The sequence below is a fragment of the Dongia sp. genome (assembly GCF_041918875.1).
Classification (GTDB): Bacteria; Pseudomonadota; Alphaproteobacteria; order Dongiales; family Dongiaceae; genus Dongia.
In genome coordinates, this window is sequence record NZ_JAYRUV010000017.1 from 76,625 (window position 1) to 90,888 (window position 14,264).

At 65.0% G+C, this 14,264-nt stretch carries 11 protein-coding genes; 9 read left to right on the plus strand and 2 right to left on the minus strand.

The window, feature by feature from the left end; translation table 11 throughout:
* The first annotated feature begins 64 nt into the window (after window positions 1-64).
* The 5 genes from ACE3TY_RS17425 to ACE3TY_RS17445 all read left to right on the plus strand — a co-directional run bounded on the left by ACE3TY_RS17425 (window position 65) and on the right by ACE3TY_RS17445 (window position 4,463).
* Entirely contained in the window at window positions 65-919 is an 855-nt protein-coding gene (locus tag ACE3TY_RS17425; protein ID WP_374655294.1) for a DMT family transporter, read from the plus strand.
* Window positions 920-954: 35 nt separating this feature from the next.
* Window positions 955-1,527 (plus strand): RNA methyltransferase, encoded by a 573-nt coding sequence (locus ACE3TY_RS17430; protein ID WP_374655296.1) that lies wholly within the window; start codon window positions 955-957, stop codon window positions 1,525-1,527.
* A gap of 131 nt (window positions 1,528-1,658) precedes the next feature.
* On the plus strand, window positions 1,659-2,198 hold the full coding sequence (locus tag ACE3TY_RS17435; protein WP_374655298.1) for an invasion associated locus B family protein: 540 nt from the start codon (window positions 1,659-1,661) through the stop codon (window positions 2,196-2,198).
* A 24-nt stretch (window positions 2,199-2,222) separates the two neighbouring features.
* Window positions 2,223-3,383, plus strand: coding sequence for a 23S rRNA (adenine(2503)-C(2))-methyltransferase RlmN (gene rlmN / locus ACE3TY_RS17440; protein WP_374655300.1), 1,161 nt, complete (start codon window positions 2,223-2,225; stop codon window positions 3,381-3,383).
* A complete protein-coding gene (locus ACE3TY_RS17445; RefSeq protein WP_374655302.1) occupies window positions 3,384-4,463 on the plus strand; it encodes a tetratricopeptide repeat protein in 1,080 nt (359 codons plus the stop codon). It abuts the gene before it with no gap.
* Window positions 4,464-4,585: 122 nt separating this feature from the next.
* On the opposite strand, the gene ACE3TY_RS17450 is transcribed toward ACE3TY_RS17445, so the two are convergent.
* A complete protein-coding gene (locus ACE3TY_RS17450) occupies window positions 4,586-5,440 on the minus strand; it encodes an ArsR/SmtB family transcription factor (RefSeq protein WP_374655304.1) in 855 nt (284 codons plus the stop codon).
* A gap of 488 nt (window positions 5,441-5,928) precedes the next feature.
* On the opposite strand from ACE3TY_RS17450, the gene ACE3TY_RS17455 reads away from it, so the two are divergent.
* Together ACE3TY_RS17455 and ACE3TY_RS17460 are read left to right on the plus strand one after the other, a co-directional pair.
* Entirely contained in the window at window positions 5,929-6,558 is a 630-nt protein-coding gene (locus ACE3TY_RS17455) for a hypothetical protein (protein WP_374655306.1), read from the plus strand.
* 386 nt (window positions 6,559-6,944) lie between these two features.
* Window positions 6,945-8,156 carry an argininosuccinate synthase gene (locus tag ACE3TY_RS17460; RefSeq protein ID WP_374655308.1) on the plus strand — a complete coding sequence of 404 codons (1,212 nt, stop codon included), beginning with the start codon at window positions 6,945-6,947 and terminating at the stop codon, window positions 8,154-8,156.
* Between the two features lie 59 nt (window positions 8,157-8,215).
* Here the strand turns inward: ACE3TY_RS17460 and ACE3TY_RS17465 are convergent, their stop codons facing one another.
* Window positions 8,216-10,102 (minus strand): sugar-transfer associated ATP-grasp domain-containing protein, encoded by a 1,887-nt coding sequence (locus ACE3TY_RS17465; RefSeq protein WP_374655339.1) that lies wholly within the window; start codon window positions 10,100-10,102, stop codon window positions 8,216-8,218.
* A gap of 449 nt (window positions 10,103-10,551) precedes the next feature.
* Between ACE3TY_RS17465 and ACE3TY_RS17470 the strand changes: the two genes are divergently transcribed.
* Both ACE3TY_RS17470 and ACE3TY_RS17475 read left to right on the plus strand, forming a co-directional pair.
* The gene (locus ACE3TY_RS17470) at window positions 10,552-12,432 is read left to right on the plus strand and encodes an LTA synthase family protein (protein ID WP_374655310.1); all 1,881 of its coding nucleotides are present in this window, start codon (window positions 10,552-10,554) and stop codon (window positions 12,430-12,432) included.
* Window positions 12,429-14,252: an LTA synthase family protein gene (locus tag ACE3TY_RS17475; protein ID WP_374655312.1), complete on the plus strand. Its 1,824-nt coding sequence runs from the start codon at window positions 12,429-12,431 to the stop codon at window positions 14,250-14,252. Before ACE3TY_RS17470 ends, ACE3TY_RS17475 begins: the two co-directional genes overlap by 4 nt.
* The last annotated feature ends 12 nt before the right edge of the window (window positions 14,253-14,264 follow it).

A 14,264-nucleotide genomic window follows, 5' to 3' on the forward strand; every position in this document is an offset into this window, starting at 1 on the left:
ATTGACTGGTTACAGTAGCACGGAAGATACTGTAACCGCCAAACATCATTTTGACGGTTACATCATGCAGCCTGCTTATATCGCCCTCGGCTTGGGCATCCTGCTCTCCGGTTTCAGCCCGATCCTCGTGCGCCTGTCGCCGCTCGACCCGGCCGCCACGGCCTGCTGGCGGCTGCTGGTGGCGGCGATCCTGTCGCTGGCTTTTGCCCGCCTGCGCGTGAAGCTGCCGCCTAAGGTATTGATGGCGGTGGTTTTTGCGGGCTTCCTGCTGGCGGCCGACCTGGTCCTCTGGAACATCGCCATCATGACCACGACGGTGATGGAGGCAGCGCTTCTGGTCATGCTCTACCCGCTCCTGGTGGCGGCGATCGAGATAATGTTCCTGAAGCGGCCGATGGCTTGGCAGTTGGTGGCTGGCGGGCTCATCGCCTTTTCGGGTGTCATTTTGATGAGTGTGGGACCCCGTTTGGGCTCATTCGGGACGGGTCAATCCAGCACATTGGGCAACCTCCTGGCGCTCACCGCCGCCTTCTTTTATGCCGGCTGCCTGCTCATCACGGCCCGCTCCTGCCGTGGCCATGACGTCCGCGCGGTGACCTTCTGGGAGCTCTTAAGTGCCGGTATCTTCTGCATTCCGCTCCTCTTCTGGGAAGATCGCGGCCTGCCTGCGGCACCGGCCGAGATGGGCTTCATGGCGCTTTACGGCCTCGTCACCTTCGCCGGCTATTTCCTGATGAATATCGGCCTCACCAAAGTGGCCGCCAGCACGGCCGCGATCCTCGGCTACGCCCAGCCGGTGATTGCCTCCGTGATCGCATTTTTCCTTTTATCCGAGGCACCTGGCCACTTTGCCCTGCTGGGCGGGGCGACCGTTCTGATCGGGCTCGCCTGCGCGTCGCGGGCCAAGGCGCCGGCTTGAAGCAGGGCCGTTCCTTCGCTAGTTTCCGGCCCATCATGAGCAATAATCCCGTCAATCGCGGCTATTTCGGCATCGGCGTCGAGGGCATTTCGAAGCCGATGAATCTGGGCGCCGTCCTCAGAACGGCGCATGCCTTCCATGCCAGTTTCTGCTTCACCGTCGGCGCCTGCTTCAATGTGCGCGATGTGCTGGCCTCCGACACGTCCGTGGCCTTCGACAGCATGCCCGTGCAGATCTATCCGGATGTGGCCTCCTTCCAGACGCCTCTGGGCTGCCGGATCGTCGGGATCGAGATCACGGAGGATGCCATCGACCTGCCGACCTTCACCCACCCGCCGGCGGCGATCTATGTGCTGGGGGCGGAGAAGGATTCGCTCACACCCGCCATGCAGGAACGCTGCGATTTCATCATCAAGATCCCGACGCGCTTCTGCGTGAACCTGTCGGTGGCGGGTGCCATCGTCATGTATGACCGCATGATCAGCCTGGGGCGCTTCGCCGAGCGGCCGGTCCGGGTGGGCGGGCCGGCCCGGGCGCTTGCGGCACATAAGCGCGGATTGCCAGTCTGGAAGCAGAAGCAGCTGAAAAAACAGAACAATTCTGATTGATCCACAGGCCTTTCGACACGCGGACAGTGGATTTCCGTGCCGATCCTTGCTAGAGGATGAAAATGGATTGCGCGCCCCGATGACGGCCGGCGCCCTTAACGTCATTCCTCGTCTAAGCGGAAAAACACCCCATGCGTCTGGCCATGCGTTTCGATCGCCGCACATTTGCCCGGGTTCTGCTGCCCCTGCTGATCGCCGCCGGCACGGCAGCACCCGCCTTTGCGGAGACGCCGACGAGTCTGGGCGCCTATAAGAAATGGCGGGCGATGACGGCCACGGCCGACGGCAACCGCACCTGCTATGCCATGAGCGAGCCCAGCACGAAGCAGGGCAATGTGAAGAGTCGCGGCCAGGCCGCGGCCCTGGTGACGCATTTCCCCGAGATCGGCGCGCTCGACCAGGTATCCATCGTGCTGGGCTTCACGCCGCAGGCCAAGACCCCGGTCATCGTCAAGATCGGCGGTTTCACCTTCAAATTCACCGAGGTCGCGGAGGACCGCGCCTGGGTCAAGACGCGGGCCGACGACAAGGCGCTGGTGCAGGCGATGCGCAAATCGAACCAGATGGTGGTGACCGCGACGACGACGAAGGGCCTCAAGGTACAGGATACCTACGACCTCTCCGGTTTCACCAAGGCCTATCAGACGATGAGCAAGGCCTGTTCGAACTGAGTTCGGAAAGAAAAAGAAGACGAGATGAGTATCGAAAAACACGCCGATTCCCTTGCCGTCCCGGCCGTCGATGCGCAAGGCCGCCGCGAGCTCATCGGCCTGTCGCGCGAAGAGCTGGAAGCCTTGATGGCGGAAGTGGGCGAACCCAGGTTCCGTGCGCGCCAGCTGTGGCACTGGCTCTATCATCGCGGCGAGCGCGACTTTTCCAGGATGAGCAACCTCTCCAAGGATTTTCGCGCGCGGCTCGAAGAAAAGTTCTTCGTTGGCCGGCCCGGCATCGCGGTCGATCTGGCGTCCAAGGACGGGACGCATAAATGGGTGCTGGAATTCAACGACAAGCAGAAGGCCGAGACGGTCCACATCCCGGAAGAGGATCGCGGCACGCTTTGCGTCTCGTCGCAGGTCGGCTGCACATTGACCTGCAAATTCTGCCACACCGGCACGCAGCGCCTGGTGCGCAACCTCACCGCCGACGAGATCGTGGGCCAGGTGATGATGGCGCGCGACCATCTGGGCGAATGGCCCAGCCCGAAGGACGGGCGGCTGCTCTCCAACATCGTCATGATGGGCATGGGCGAGCCGCTCTATAACTTCGACAATGTGGCCAAGGCGCTCAAGATCGTGATGGACGGCGAAGGGATCGCCATTTCCAAGCGCCGCATCACCTTGTCGACCGCCGGCGTCGTGCCGCTGATCGAGCGCTGCGGCGCCGAACTCGGCGTCAATCTTGCCGTCTCATTGCATGCGGTCAATGACGAGCTGCGCAACGAGATCGTGCCGATCAACAAGAAGTACCCGATCAAGGAATTGATGAAGGCCCTGGAAAACTATCCGGGCCTGTCGAACGCGCGCCGCATCACCTTCGAATATGTGATGCTGAAGGGCGTCAACGACAGTCCGGCCGATGCGCGGGCGCTGGTGAAGCTCATCTCCAAGGTGCCGGCCAAGGTCAACCTCATTCCCTTCAATCCGTGGCCGGGCGCGCCTTTCGAACGCTCGACACCCGGCGCCATCCGCGATTTCTCCGACATCGTCTTCGATGCCGGCTATTCGAGCCCCGTGCGCACGCCGCGTGGCGAGGACATCATGGCAGCCTGCGGCCAGTTGAAGAGCGACAGCGTCAAGCAGCGCCGTTCCGAAAGGGACAGATCGGCCGTCGCCGGCGAAGCGGGCGAGGCGGCCTAAGTGCATTTCCTCGCGCGCGGCGCCGCCGCCTTTCTCGTGCCGCTGCTGATGTCCGCCACGGCTGTCGCACAGGAAAACCCGGCGCCCGAATCGACACCGAAGGCCGCGGCGGAACTCAACCCGCTGCTGGATGCCTGCCTGAAACCCGCCGACGCCCAGACCGTGATCGTCACCTGCACCACGGCGATCGAAAGCCGGCAATTGCAGGGCGACAGTCTGGCCGCCGCCTTGTTCCGGCGCGGCCTCACGCAGAGCCAGCGTGCGCAGGGTGCCGCGGCGGTCAATGATTTTTCGGCGGCGCTGAAGCTGACGCCGGGCGCGGTCGACCTGCTATTCGCGCGCGCCTCGGTCTATGCCGCGATGAAGCGCCACGATCTCGCCATCGCCGATTACGACAAGTTGCTGAAGCTGGTGCCGGGCGATCCGGATTCGCTTTATCGCCGCGCCTGGTCGCAGGCGGCGCTGGGGCGCGACGAAGCGGCGGTGCGGGATCTCAGCGACCTGCTGGGCGAAGCCAAGGGCGATATCGACGCGCTGATGGATCGCGGCGGACTCTATTTGCGCCTGGGCAAGTTCGCCCAAGGGGCGGCGGATTTTTCAGCCATCGTCAGCCAGGATGAAAAGGCGGCGGCGGCTTTCTACAATCGCGGCCGCGCCGGGTTCTTGAAAGGCGATTTCAAGGCGGCGGCGAAGGATTTCGCCGAGGCCGAGCGCCTGCGCACCGACAACCCTTACGCGGCCTTGCGCCGCTATCTCGCCGCCGCGCAAGCCGACGGCAAGGTCCCGGGGCAGATCCTCACCGAAACGCTGGCCAAATTCCCACCCGAGCAATGGCCGATGCCGGTGCTGGCGACCATCGCCGGCAAGATCCCGGAAAAGGATCTGCTCGCCTCGACATCGGTTGCCGACAAGAATGTCGCCCGCCGGATCGAGGCGGAGGCGCATTATTACCTGGGCGAAGCGGCCTTGCTGAAGAAGGACGCCAAGGCGGCGCGCGCGCATTTCGCGGCCGCCGCCAAGGGCGATCGCAGCCTGCCCGAAGCCATCGATGCCGGCTGGCGCCTGAAACAGATCCCCTGATTCGAATTGCCACACTTCAGCGCTCGGCGGAGGCACCCCTCACCCCAATCCCTCTCCCCGCTATCGCGGGGAGAGGGATTGGGGTGAGGGGAGTGGTGCGATTCCGAGAAAACAGGAAAACTCTAGATCGCCCGCCGGCGCGAACGTTGCGGCGGGGGCGCGCCGCCGCCGAAAAGATATTCGCCGCCGAGCGTGCCCAGGCCTTCGATGCGGTCATGCCGCAGGCGCAGCTGGATCGCGGTGCCGGCGCGGCTTTCCTCGACCAGTCCCGCCTGGCGCAGGATGTTGAGATGGTGCGTCACGGCGGGCGTCGACAGGTGCAGGCGCCGGGCGATCTCGGCGCCCGTGATCGTCTGGGCCGCCATCATCCGCGCCATGGCAAGGCGGCTGGCGTCGCCCAGCGCCCGGCAGATGGCGGCGAAATCTCCCGCCATGGCGGGCTCGGCGCGCTGCGGGCGGTTGGCGGCCTGTACCGCTTGCGCCAGTTCGGCGTCGAAGACCGGCAGGTGAACCCGGTAATGGGCGGCCCCGGCCGGTTCCAGGCACCAGAAATGCCGCCGGTTGAAGGCGCTGGGATAGAGCAGGACATTGTCGATCTGCGTTGCCGGAATGCGCCTGGCGGCTCCCTTGCGCTGGCGCAGGCCCAGATGCTGCAGGTCGAGTGCGATGTCGAAGCCGAACAGGGTGCCGAGATCGGCGCGAGGATGCGCCGCCAATACAGCGCGCAGCCGATCGGCCGCCGCCGCATAGGCTCCGGCATGCCGCTGCCAGAAAGAAGCGAAATCGCCGGCGGCGAAAGCGCGCAAATTCTCCGCGGGCCGTCCCGCCAGTGCCGCCGTCAGGGCAGCGGAATCGCAGCCCGCGAGAAGCGGGCCGACCTCCGCCGCCAGCTCCAGGCCCTGCCCGTCGCCGTTTCCCGCCTCGAAGGCAAGGCAGAGTTCGAAGCCGGGCGCTATGGTCACCTGGATGCGGGTCATGTGTATATTCCATAATATTAGAATATTAAGTTATTATTGAATATATAATACATTGGAAAATAACGAAATAAGAATCCATCAGTTTTGAAAAGTCGGAAAAAGGGGCGCCCGGCGGGCCATCTGCACGATGGGGGGAGTGTGCAAACACGATGGCCCGCCGGGAGCACTTGAACCCCACCGGGGCTGCGGTGGGGTTCAAGGATCTGAAGCGTCAGCTTCCGTCAAAAACGCGTCGCGACGCGGCGCTGCATACAAGAACCCAGGTTCGTCGCCAAGAATATATATGACGGGGTGGCCCGATCGAATTGCCCTTGCCGAACCGTTCCCAAGCTCGCCGGCCGTCCATCCCTCCCGAATGCCGGCTGGGCGACATGTATGATTACAATACACGTCTAAATATTACAAAAAGCTGAAGGAAAATCCTGACATTGCGCAAATTCTAAAGCCAGTATTAACCTTTGATCATGTTTACAAAACCGGTTTCCGCCATGTCGAGCATCATTTTCCGCAGCCTGCTTCGAACCTTATGCACCATTCCGGCCGCCGGCATCTTGATCGGCCTCAATTCCGGTGCGGCACTGGCGGAGAATCCCACCTTCGCGGCCTGCCTGGCTTTCGAGCGGCCGGCCTGCGATGAGGTGCTGCGGGTGGAACCCGGCAATCTCACCGCCCTTTTCATGCGCGGCCTTGCCGCCGAACTCGAGGGCGACGATGCGGCCGCGCTCGTGGATTTCGATGCGACGGCCAATCGCGAGCCACGGCATTTCGGCGCGCAGCTCTGGCGCCAGGTGGCGGCCGCCACGCTGAACGAGAGCCGCGCCGCCGACCTGCGGACCTATCTCGCCGCCGCCAGGCAGCTGCCACCCTGGCCGCGGATCCTCGCTGAACTCTATCTCGGCCGGGCCGACGGTGCCGCCGTGCTGCAACTGGCCGAGGCCCAGCCGCCCGCGGCTCGGGCCGAGGCGGTTTGCGCCGCCGAATACCATATCGGCCGCCGCGCCTATCTCGCGGGCGATGCCGCGGGCGCCAGGGCGCATTTCCGCAACGCCCTGGCAACGGGCGCCACCCATGTCTTCGAGTACCAGGCGGCGGAACGGGCGATGACGCGGGCGGAGTAGGCCAGCCGGCCAGAATCCTGGCCAGAATCATCGCCTGTAGCCCCCCTCCCGCCGACGCATGTCGGCATACGCCGACGGCCCTCCCCCCTGAAGGTGGGAGGGCTATCGCATGTATCCAAATTCGTCATGCCCGGGCCCACTCTTGAATCAAGATTGGCCGGGCATCAGGTTTGACTGGGCCCCGTCCCTCAGTTGCGGACTGATCCCCGCGTCAAGCCCGGGGATGACGACCTGAAATAACTTCACATGCGATAGCCCTGCCTGAAGGTGGGGGGCAGAGCGAGGTGTCGTTGCGAACTCAGGTGCGAAGCCCCGCCCACCCCGCCCTTGCCACTAACCCTCATTTCCCCTAGGTTCCGCCCGCTTTTCCTCGAAAAAGGTGGTGCATGTCGCGCGATATCAAGAAGGTTGTGCTGGCTTATTCCGGCGGTCTCGACACCTCGGTCATTCTGAAATGGCTGCAGGAGACCTATCGATGCGAGGTGGTGACCTTCACGGCGGATCTAGGCCAGGGCGAGGAGCTGGAGCCGGCGCGCAAGAAAGCCGAGATGCTGGGCATCAAGGAGATCTTCATCGAGGATCTGCGTGAGGAATTCACGCGCGATTTCGTCTACCCGATGTTCCGCGCCAATGCGCTTTACGAAGGCCAGTATCTGCTCGGCACCTCGATCGCCCGCCCGCTCATCGCCAAGCGCCAGATCGAAATCGCGCGCGCGACCGGCGCCGATGCCGTGGCGCACGGTGCGACCGGCAAGGGCAACGACCAGGTCCGCTTCGAGATCGGCTATTACGCGCTCAACCCGGAAATCAAGGTGATCGCACCCTGGCGTGAATGGAACCTGACCTCGCGCACGAAGCTCATCGAATATGCCGAGAAGCACCAGATCCCGGTCGCCAAGGACAAGCGCGGCGAAGCGCCCTTCTCGGTCGATGCCAACCTGCTGCACTCGTCCTCCGAAGGCAAGGTGCTGGAAGATCCGTGGGCCGAGCCGGAGGAAATGGTCTATCAGCGCACCATCTCGCCCGAAGCCGCGCCCGACAAGGCGACCTATATCGAGATCGGTTTCCTGAAGGGCGATGCGGTTTCCATCGACGGCGAGAAGCTTTCGCCCGCCAGCCTGCTCACGAAACTCAATGCGCTGGGCAAGGCCAACGGCATCGGCCGCCTGGACCTGGTCGAGAACCGCTTCGTCGGCATGAAATCGCGCGGCGTCTATGAAACGCCGGGCGGCACCATCCTCCATGCCGCCCATCGCGGGATCGAGAGCATCACGCTGGACCGGGGTGCGGCACATCTCAAGGATGAGCTGATGCCGCGCTATGCGGAACTGGTCTATAACGGCTTCTGGTTCTCGCCCGAGCGCGAGATGCTGCAGGCTCTCATCGACAAGTCGCAGGAACATGTCGAAGGCGCCGTGCGCCTGAAGCTCTACAAGGGCAACGCGACGGTGGTCGGCCGCAAGTCGGAGAAATCCCTCTACAGCCTGAAGCATGTCACGTTCGAAGACGATGCCGGCGCCTACGACCAGCGCGACGCGCAGGGCTTCATCAAATTGAACGCGCTGCGTCTGCGTCTGCTGAAATACGGGCGCGGTTAAGGGATCTTGCGGGAGGGGGGCGGCGGTGGCGTTGTGTTTCGCCTTTCCGCCACGACCCTTCACCCCAGCAGCGCGCCGCGCAGATCGCGTTTCACGTGCCAGGCGATGAGGCGGCCGAGACGGGCATTGCCCAGCGGCGCCCTGGCGGTGCGCTGGATGATGTCGAGGTCCGGCGCGCCATTGGCTTCGATGATGCAGGGGCCCTCGGGCAGGATGGCGATGTCCCAGCCGATCACGGCGAAGTCGCTGAAATGCGGATGGGCGCTTTCGACCAGGTCGCGCGCTTCGCGCCAGCAGGGAAGCAGGCGGCCCTCGATCGCGGCACCGGTGATCGGATGCCGCGGGAACCAGCCTGAATTCGCGCCGAGGCCGAGATCCGTGGCGACGCCCAGGCGCCCCGTGGCGATGTCGACGGCGGCCGCGATGCCGCCGGCATGGAAGTTGTCGACCGCCGAACCGGTCACGCGCGGCATGCGGAAGGCGGCGTTGGTCACTTCATAGGTGCCGTTCTCGTTGCGCGCCGTGACGATGCGGATGGTGGCGAGCGCTCCACAATTCACGTCGGCGAGATCCGGATGGTTGGCGAGCGTCTTTTGCACCAGCATCGCCTGGTCCGCCGATTCCGCGATCACCGACTGGCGCAGGGCGGCGGGCGTCATATGCCGGCCGTCGGCATGGATGAAGATGCCTTCGGCATATTGCCATTTGACGGCGCCCCGGCCGCCGCTGCCCTTGCACGGCTTGATGAAGAGGTCGCAGTGCGGCAGGTCGGTGCCGCCGGCAAAGGCGGCATCGGCCTCTCCACGGGCGGCGGCGAAGACGACCGGTGCCACCGGCAGGCCCAGTTCCCTGCAGCGGTTGTGGAAGCTCAGCTTCTCGCTGAGGCGATGGCCGGTCGGCTTGTGCATGATCTTGTAGGCGGCGGCCTTGGTCTCGTTGCGCTGCAGATACTGGCCGGCGGCTTGCCCCAACGCTGGGTCGAACAATTCGAACTGGTAATAGGTATTGGGCGCCAGGCCGAACTTCCACATGAAGCGCATCTGTTCGGCGAACTGGCGCGGCAGCGATTTGCCGCTGCGCCCGCGGATGCCGGGGCCGAGCCTGCGCGTCAGCCGATAGCCGGCGGCGATACCGCCGAAGCCCGTGCCGAGCGCCAGACCCATCAAGGCACGGTGCAGCCGGCGGCGGCTGAGCTTGGGCGAGGTGAGGGCCGCCGTGGTGAAGGCGAGCTGCGCCGCGCGCAGGATCGCGGCCGGATCGGCGAGCTTCTCGATGGCGGCGATCTGGGCACGCAAGGCATGGCGCGCCGAAATCTCGGCAGCCAGCGCGATCAGGCCCAGCAGATAGAGCTGCAGATAGGCGAATTCCAGCAGGTCGTCGATATTGTCATAGGTGGCCGGTGCCAGGCCGAAACGATGACGGAGATGCGGCTCGCCCATGCCGAGGCCAAGCCCGACGCTCTGCAGGCCAAAGGCGACGGCAAGGATGCCGACGATGGGAGTGGCGATGCGCGTGGCGTGCACGGCCTGGCGCGGCCGCAGCCGCGCCACGACGAGAACGAAGGCGCCCGCCGCGATCCAGCACATGAGGTCGCCCAGCCAGACGGGCGATATCTGCGCCTCGTAATGCTCGATGACGTCGCCGCCCAGTTCGGAGGCGACGAAGAAAATGCAGAAGGCGGCGGCGGCAATCCAGAAGACGCGGCCGAAGGGATCGGCCGCGTCGCCTTCCGCCGGGCCGGCGCCGGCGGGCCGGGCCTGGCGCGCCAGCGAGAGCGCCACCAAGGCGGCGAAGGCATAGACCAGGGCGTTGACGCTGTCGACCCAGTCATGCTGCGTGATCTGTGCGCCGACGAACGCCATGGCGGCCAGCGGAATGAGCAGCAGCCACAGGAAGATCGAGCGGATGAGGTCGCGGGGGTCGAGCGGTCGGGCGGCGAGGGTCATCGTCAAAACGCGGCGATCCTTAAATAGATAGATGGTCGGCCTAAAAAGTCAGGCCCGTCTGGTTCCAGGGCTTCTGGTTCCAGGGCTTCTGGTTCCAGGGCTTCTGGTTCCAGGGCTTCTGGTTCCAGGGCTTCTGGTTCCAGGGCTTCTGGTTCCCGGGCTTCTGGTTCCGGGGCTCCGATCCGGCAGGTTTAGCGCAATCTGGTGACCCTTTCCTGACAAGAAGCTTACAGCGGCCCGAAACGCGGAACGTCAGGCTAACTAGTTGAATATACTTATATATCAAGATAGGAGCCGACCTCGACCCGGCCCGGGCATTCGCCCATCGATCACGCGATTTTGTGACGTTCGTGGGCACCAATCCAAGACTCTTTTGTTAAATTCAGTTAGAAAAACGCGCCTTCCGAGCTGGAATCGGCGGGCAGGCAGGCAGCCGGGGCGATCGGGTTATGATGCATGCGAAAAAGGATTGGCGCCGGTTCGGCGCGCAATTGTGGCAGCGCTGGCGTATCCCGGTGCTGGTCGTGGGCGTCTGCTATCTCGCTGCCTATGCCGTCTCGGCGCTGGCTTTCGGGGTCGTCGTGGAGCCGCACCGCGCCCTCATCGACCTGCTGTTCCTGGCGGCGGCCGGCCGGCTGATCCTCGCTTTCTCGCGCAGGGTCTGGGCCTATGCCGCCCTGATGGCGCTTCTCATCGGCGCCTTCTTCATCGGCTCCAGCGCCAAGATCGCGCTGCTGGGCCGCCCGGTGATGCCGGACGATATCTACAGCGTGGTGGCGCTGGTGCGCATCATGGGATGGCTGGGCTGGGTGGTCGTGGCGCTGCCGCTGCTGCTGATGGCCGGCCTGCTGGTCGGCAATCTGAAGTTCGCGGGCCGGCGGGCAAAGGCATCGCTGGCGGCCTTCATCGCGCTGCCGCTGGCCTGCGGCTTCTTCGCCGAAGGCGCCTTGCGCGGCGCCGACATCGCGATCGGCAACCATCCCTGGGACCAGCGCGAGAATTTCACCATGCGGGGGCCGGCGCTCCACATCCTGCAGGAAACCTTGCGTGCCTATGCGACGGGCAAGCCGGCGCCCACCGAAGCGGAAGTGGCGGCGGCGCTCGACCGCATCGATGCCAAGGCCGGCGCGCACCAGGCGGCGCGGAACCCGGCCGTGCAGCCGGCGGCCTTCGATGCGGCGGGGCCCCGCAACGTGCACATCATCCTGCTGGAAAGCTTCTGGGATCCGACGCCGCTGCTGCCCAAGGATCGGCCCACCCTCTCCGGCGAACCGCTGCTCGATCCGCGCTTTTACAAGCTGTGGGACGAGACCGGGCGCAGCACGGCGATGTCGCCCACCTTCAGCGGCGGCACGGCCAACGCGGAATTCGAAGTGCTGTGCGGCTTTCCGGTCGACAGCTGGGCGGTGAAGTTCGAGCAGGGATTCAACACCGCGCCCTGCCTGCCGGTGCTGCTCGGCGACCAGGGCTACCGGACCGTGGCCTCCCACCCCAACGCGCCGGGCTTCTGGAACCGCATCAACGCCTATCGGCGCCTCGGCTTCGATACTTTCTGGTCGAAGGGCGATTTCGCGCTCGACGAGATGATCGTCTGGATGCTGTCCGACCGCTCGCTCTACCGCCAGATCGCCGCCAAGCTGAAGGCGGAAAGCGACAGGCGTCCAGTGCTCGACTTCATCGTGACACTCTATGGCCACTGGACCTACGACATGGTGCCGGAGCGCCCCGCCGTGGTGCCGATCAACCCGGATCTCACCGAGCTTGGCCAGTTCGCCACGGCCATGCACTACAAATCGATCGAGCTGATGGACGAGATAGAGCGCCTGCGCCGCGATGATCCGACCTCGCTCATCATCGCCTTCGGCGATCACCTGCCCAATCTTGGCTATAATTGGGGAGAATATAAGAATAACGGCTTCTTCGCCGGCGGCTGGGGCGATTTCCCGCCTGCCATGTATGCCCGCTCGCGCTCGACGCCGCTCATCGTCATCGATGGCGAAAGGGGGCCGCTGAAACTCGGCACGCAGCCGCTCTACCGGCTCAACCAGCTGGTACTGAAGCGCCTGGGCCTCGATGTGCCCAATATCGGCGCGCTGGTGCCGCCGCCCGAGGATCTCACCATCCGGCCGGTGCCCGATACGATCATCGGTTATGACGCGGCGGCGAAGCCTTTCCTGTGCAATCCGGGTGTCACGCACGGCCCCTGCGGCCCGGTGCAGGCCTGGATGGAGGATGTGAAGCTGGTGGCGCGCGACATCTTCGACGGCCAAGGCCATGCCCTTGCGCTGCTGGAGCGGCATCGGCATCCGGTGGCGGCCAGCCTGAAATGAGTCTTCTGCGCCGGCATCCCTGGCTGCTGCCGGTGGTTTCGACCGGCCTGTTCTATGCACTGGCCTATGGCCTTTCGGCTTCCCTGTTCAACGTCGCCATCGTGACGTGGAGGGTGCCGGCGGATCTTGCCGCGCTGCTGCTTCTCTCCATGCTGCTCTTCGCCCTGTCGCGGCGGGTGTCGCTGTTCCTCGTTCTGCAGGGCCTGCTGATCGCCACCCTCTATGTCGGCAGTGCCGCCAAGAGCGCCATCACCGGCCGGCCCCTGATGCCGGAGGATATCCATAGCCTGGATGCCTTCATCCGCCTGATGGGGCCGGTGGGCTGGGCGGTGGCGGGTGTGCCTTGTTTCCTGATCCTGGCGCTCTTCTTCGGTAATCTGCGCTTTGCCGGCCGCCTGCGGCAGTCGGTGCTGGCGACGGCGACGGGCCTCTTCCTAAGTGCCGGCGCCGGCTCGATCGGCCTGGTCGGCTGGATGGACCAGCTTTGGGGCGACAAGCCCTGGGACCAGCGCGAAAACTATGTCTGGCGCGGCGGCACCATCCACCTGCTGCAGGAACTGGTGCGCGGCGTGGCGTTGGCGAGCCCGGCGCCGGACAGGGAAACGGTGGCGGCGGCGATCCAGCGGCGCCTGGCCGCGGCCGAGCCCACGGCACTGGCCCCCACGACATTGGCCCCCACGACATTGGCCGGCCACCGGCGCAACATCCATGTCGTGCTGGAGGAGAGCTTCTGGGATCCGGCGCCGCTGACGGCAGCCGGCCTCAAGGAATCGCCGCTCGATCCGCGCTTCCTGGCGCTGTGGGATCAAGCCGGCCGGTCGACCGCGATGTCGCCGGCCTTCGGCGGGCAGACCGCCAATGCCGAGTTCGAAGTGCTGTGCGGCTTCCCGCTGGCGCAAGGGGCCGTTCGTTTCGAGCAGCCGCTCAATGACGATCTTCCCTGCCTGCCGCGCCAGCTCGCCAAGGCCGGCTACCGCACGGTCGCCTCGCATCCCAACACGCCGGGCTTCTGGAACCGGCAGGCGAGCTATGACCGGCTGGGATTCCAGACTTTCTGGTCGATCGCCGATTTCGTCCAGGATGACATGACCTCGATCTTCCTCTCCGATGCCTCGCTGCACCGGCAGGTGGCGGAGAAGCTGCAGGCCAGCCAGGATGGGCGCCCGGTCTTCGACTATACGGTCACCTATTACGGCCACTGGATGTACGATCTCGACGATAAGCGCCCGCATGCGATCGACACGATGAGCGCGGTCGAGGAGGTCGAGCGCTATGTCAGCGTGGTGCACTGGAAATCGCGCGAGATGATGGACGCGATCGAACGCTGGCAGCGCGACGATCCGGATTCGGTCATCGTCGTCTTCGGCGACCATCTGCCGCTGCTGGGGCAGAATCTCGCCGGCTATGCCGAATCGGGCTTTCTCGGCGGGCCGCAGGACCATGTCGCGCCGGCCGTGCAGGCGCGCAGCACGCAGACGCCGCTCCTGGTCATCGACGGCAAGAACGGGCCGCTGCGCCTGGGCGCGCTGCCCATGTACCGCCTGGCGTCGCTGCTGCTCGACCTGGTGGGCGAGAAGAGCAAGGGCATTGCCGATCTGGCGACACCCCCGGCGGGCCTCGCCTTGCGGCCGCTGCCGGGCCATATCGTCGGCTTTGATGCCGCGGGCGCGCCCTTCCTGTGCCAGGGCGCCGACCTGACGCCGCCCTGCGACCGGGTGATGAGCTGGCATGCCGACACGGTTCTCCTCGCCCATGATATCTTCGCCGGCGGCAAGCATGCGACCGATCCGGCCGACCTGGTGACCGCGGCCGGCAGATAGGGGCGGGATGAC

Excerpts from the sequence above, each read along its gene's own strand:
- ACE3TY_RS17470 (WP_374655310.1), top strand. The coding sequence starts at position 10,552 with ATGATGCATGCGAAAAAGGATTGGCGCCGGTTCGGCGCGCAATTGTGG.
- rlmN (WP_374655300.1), top strand. The coding sequence starts at position 2,223 with ATGAGTATCGAAAAACACGCCGATTCCCTTGCCGTCCCGGCCGTCGAT.
- ACE3TY_RS17435 (WP_374655298.1), top strand. The coding sequence starts at position 1,659 with ATGCGTCTGGCCATGCGTTTCGATCGCCGCACATTTGCCCGGGTTCTG.
- ACE3TY_RS17475 (WP_374655312.1), top strand. The coding sequence starts at position 12,429 with ATGAGTCTTCTGCGCCGGCATCCCTGGCTGCTGCCGGTGGTTTCGACC.
- ACE3TY_RS17450 (WP_374655304.1), bottom strand. The coding sequence starts at position 5,440 with ATGACCCGCATCCAGGTGACCATAGCGCCCGGCTTCGAACTCTGCCTT.
- ACE3TY_RS17465 (WP_374655339.1), bottom strand. The coding sequence starts at position 10,102 with ATGACCCTCGCCGCCCGACCGCTCGACCCCCGCGACCTCATCCGCTCG.
- ACE3TY_RS17430 (WP_374655296.1), top strand. The coding sequence starts at position 955 with ATGAGCAATAATCCCGTCAATCGCGGCTATTTCGGCATCGGCGTCGAG.
- ACE3TY_RS17460 (WP_374655308.1), top strand. The coding sequence starts at position 6,945 with ATGTCGCGCGATATCAAGAAGGTTGTGCTGGCTTATTCCGGCGGTCTC.
- ACE3TY_RS17455 (WP_374655306.1), top strand. The coding sequence starts at position 5,929 with ATGTCGAGCATCATTTTCCGCAGCCTGCTTCGAACCTTATGCACCATT.
- ACE3TY_RS17425 (WP_374655294.1), top strand. The coding sequence starts at position 65 with ATGCAGCCTGCTTATATCGCCCTCGGCTTGGGCATCCTGCTCTCCGGT.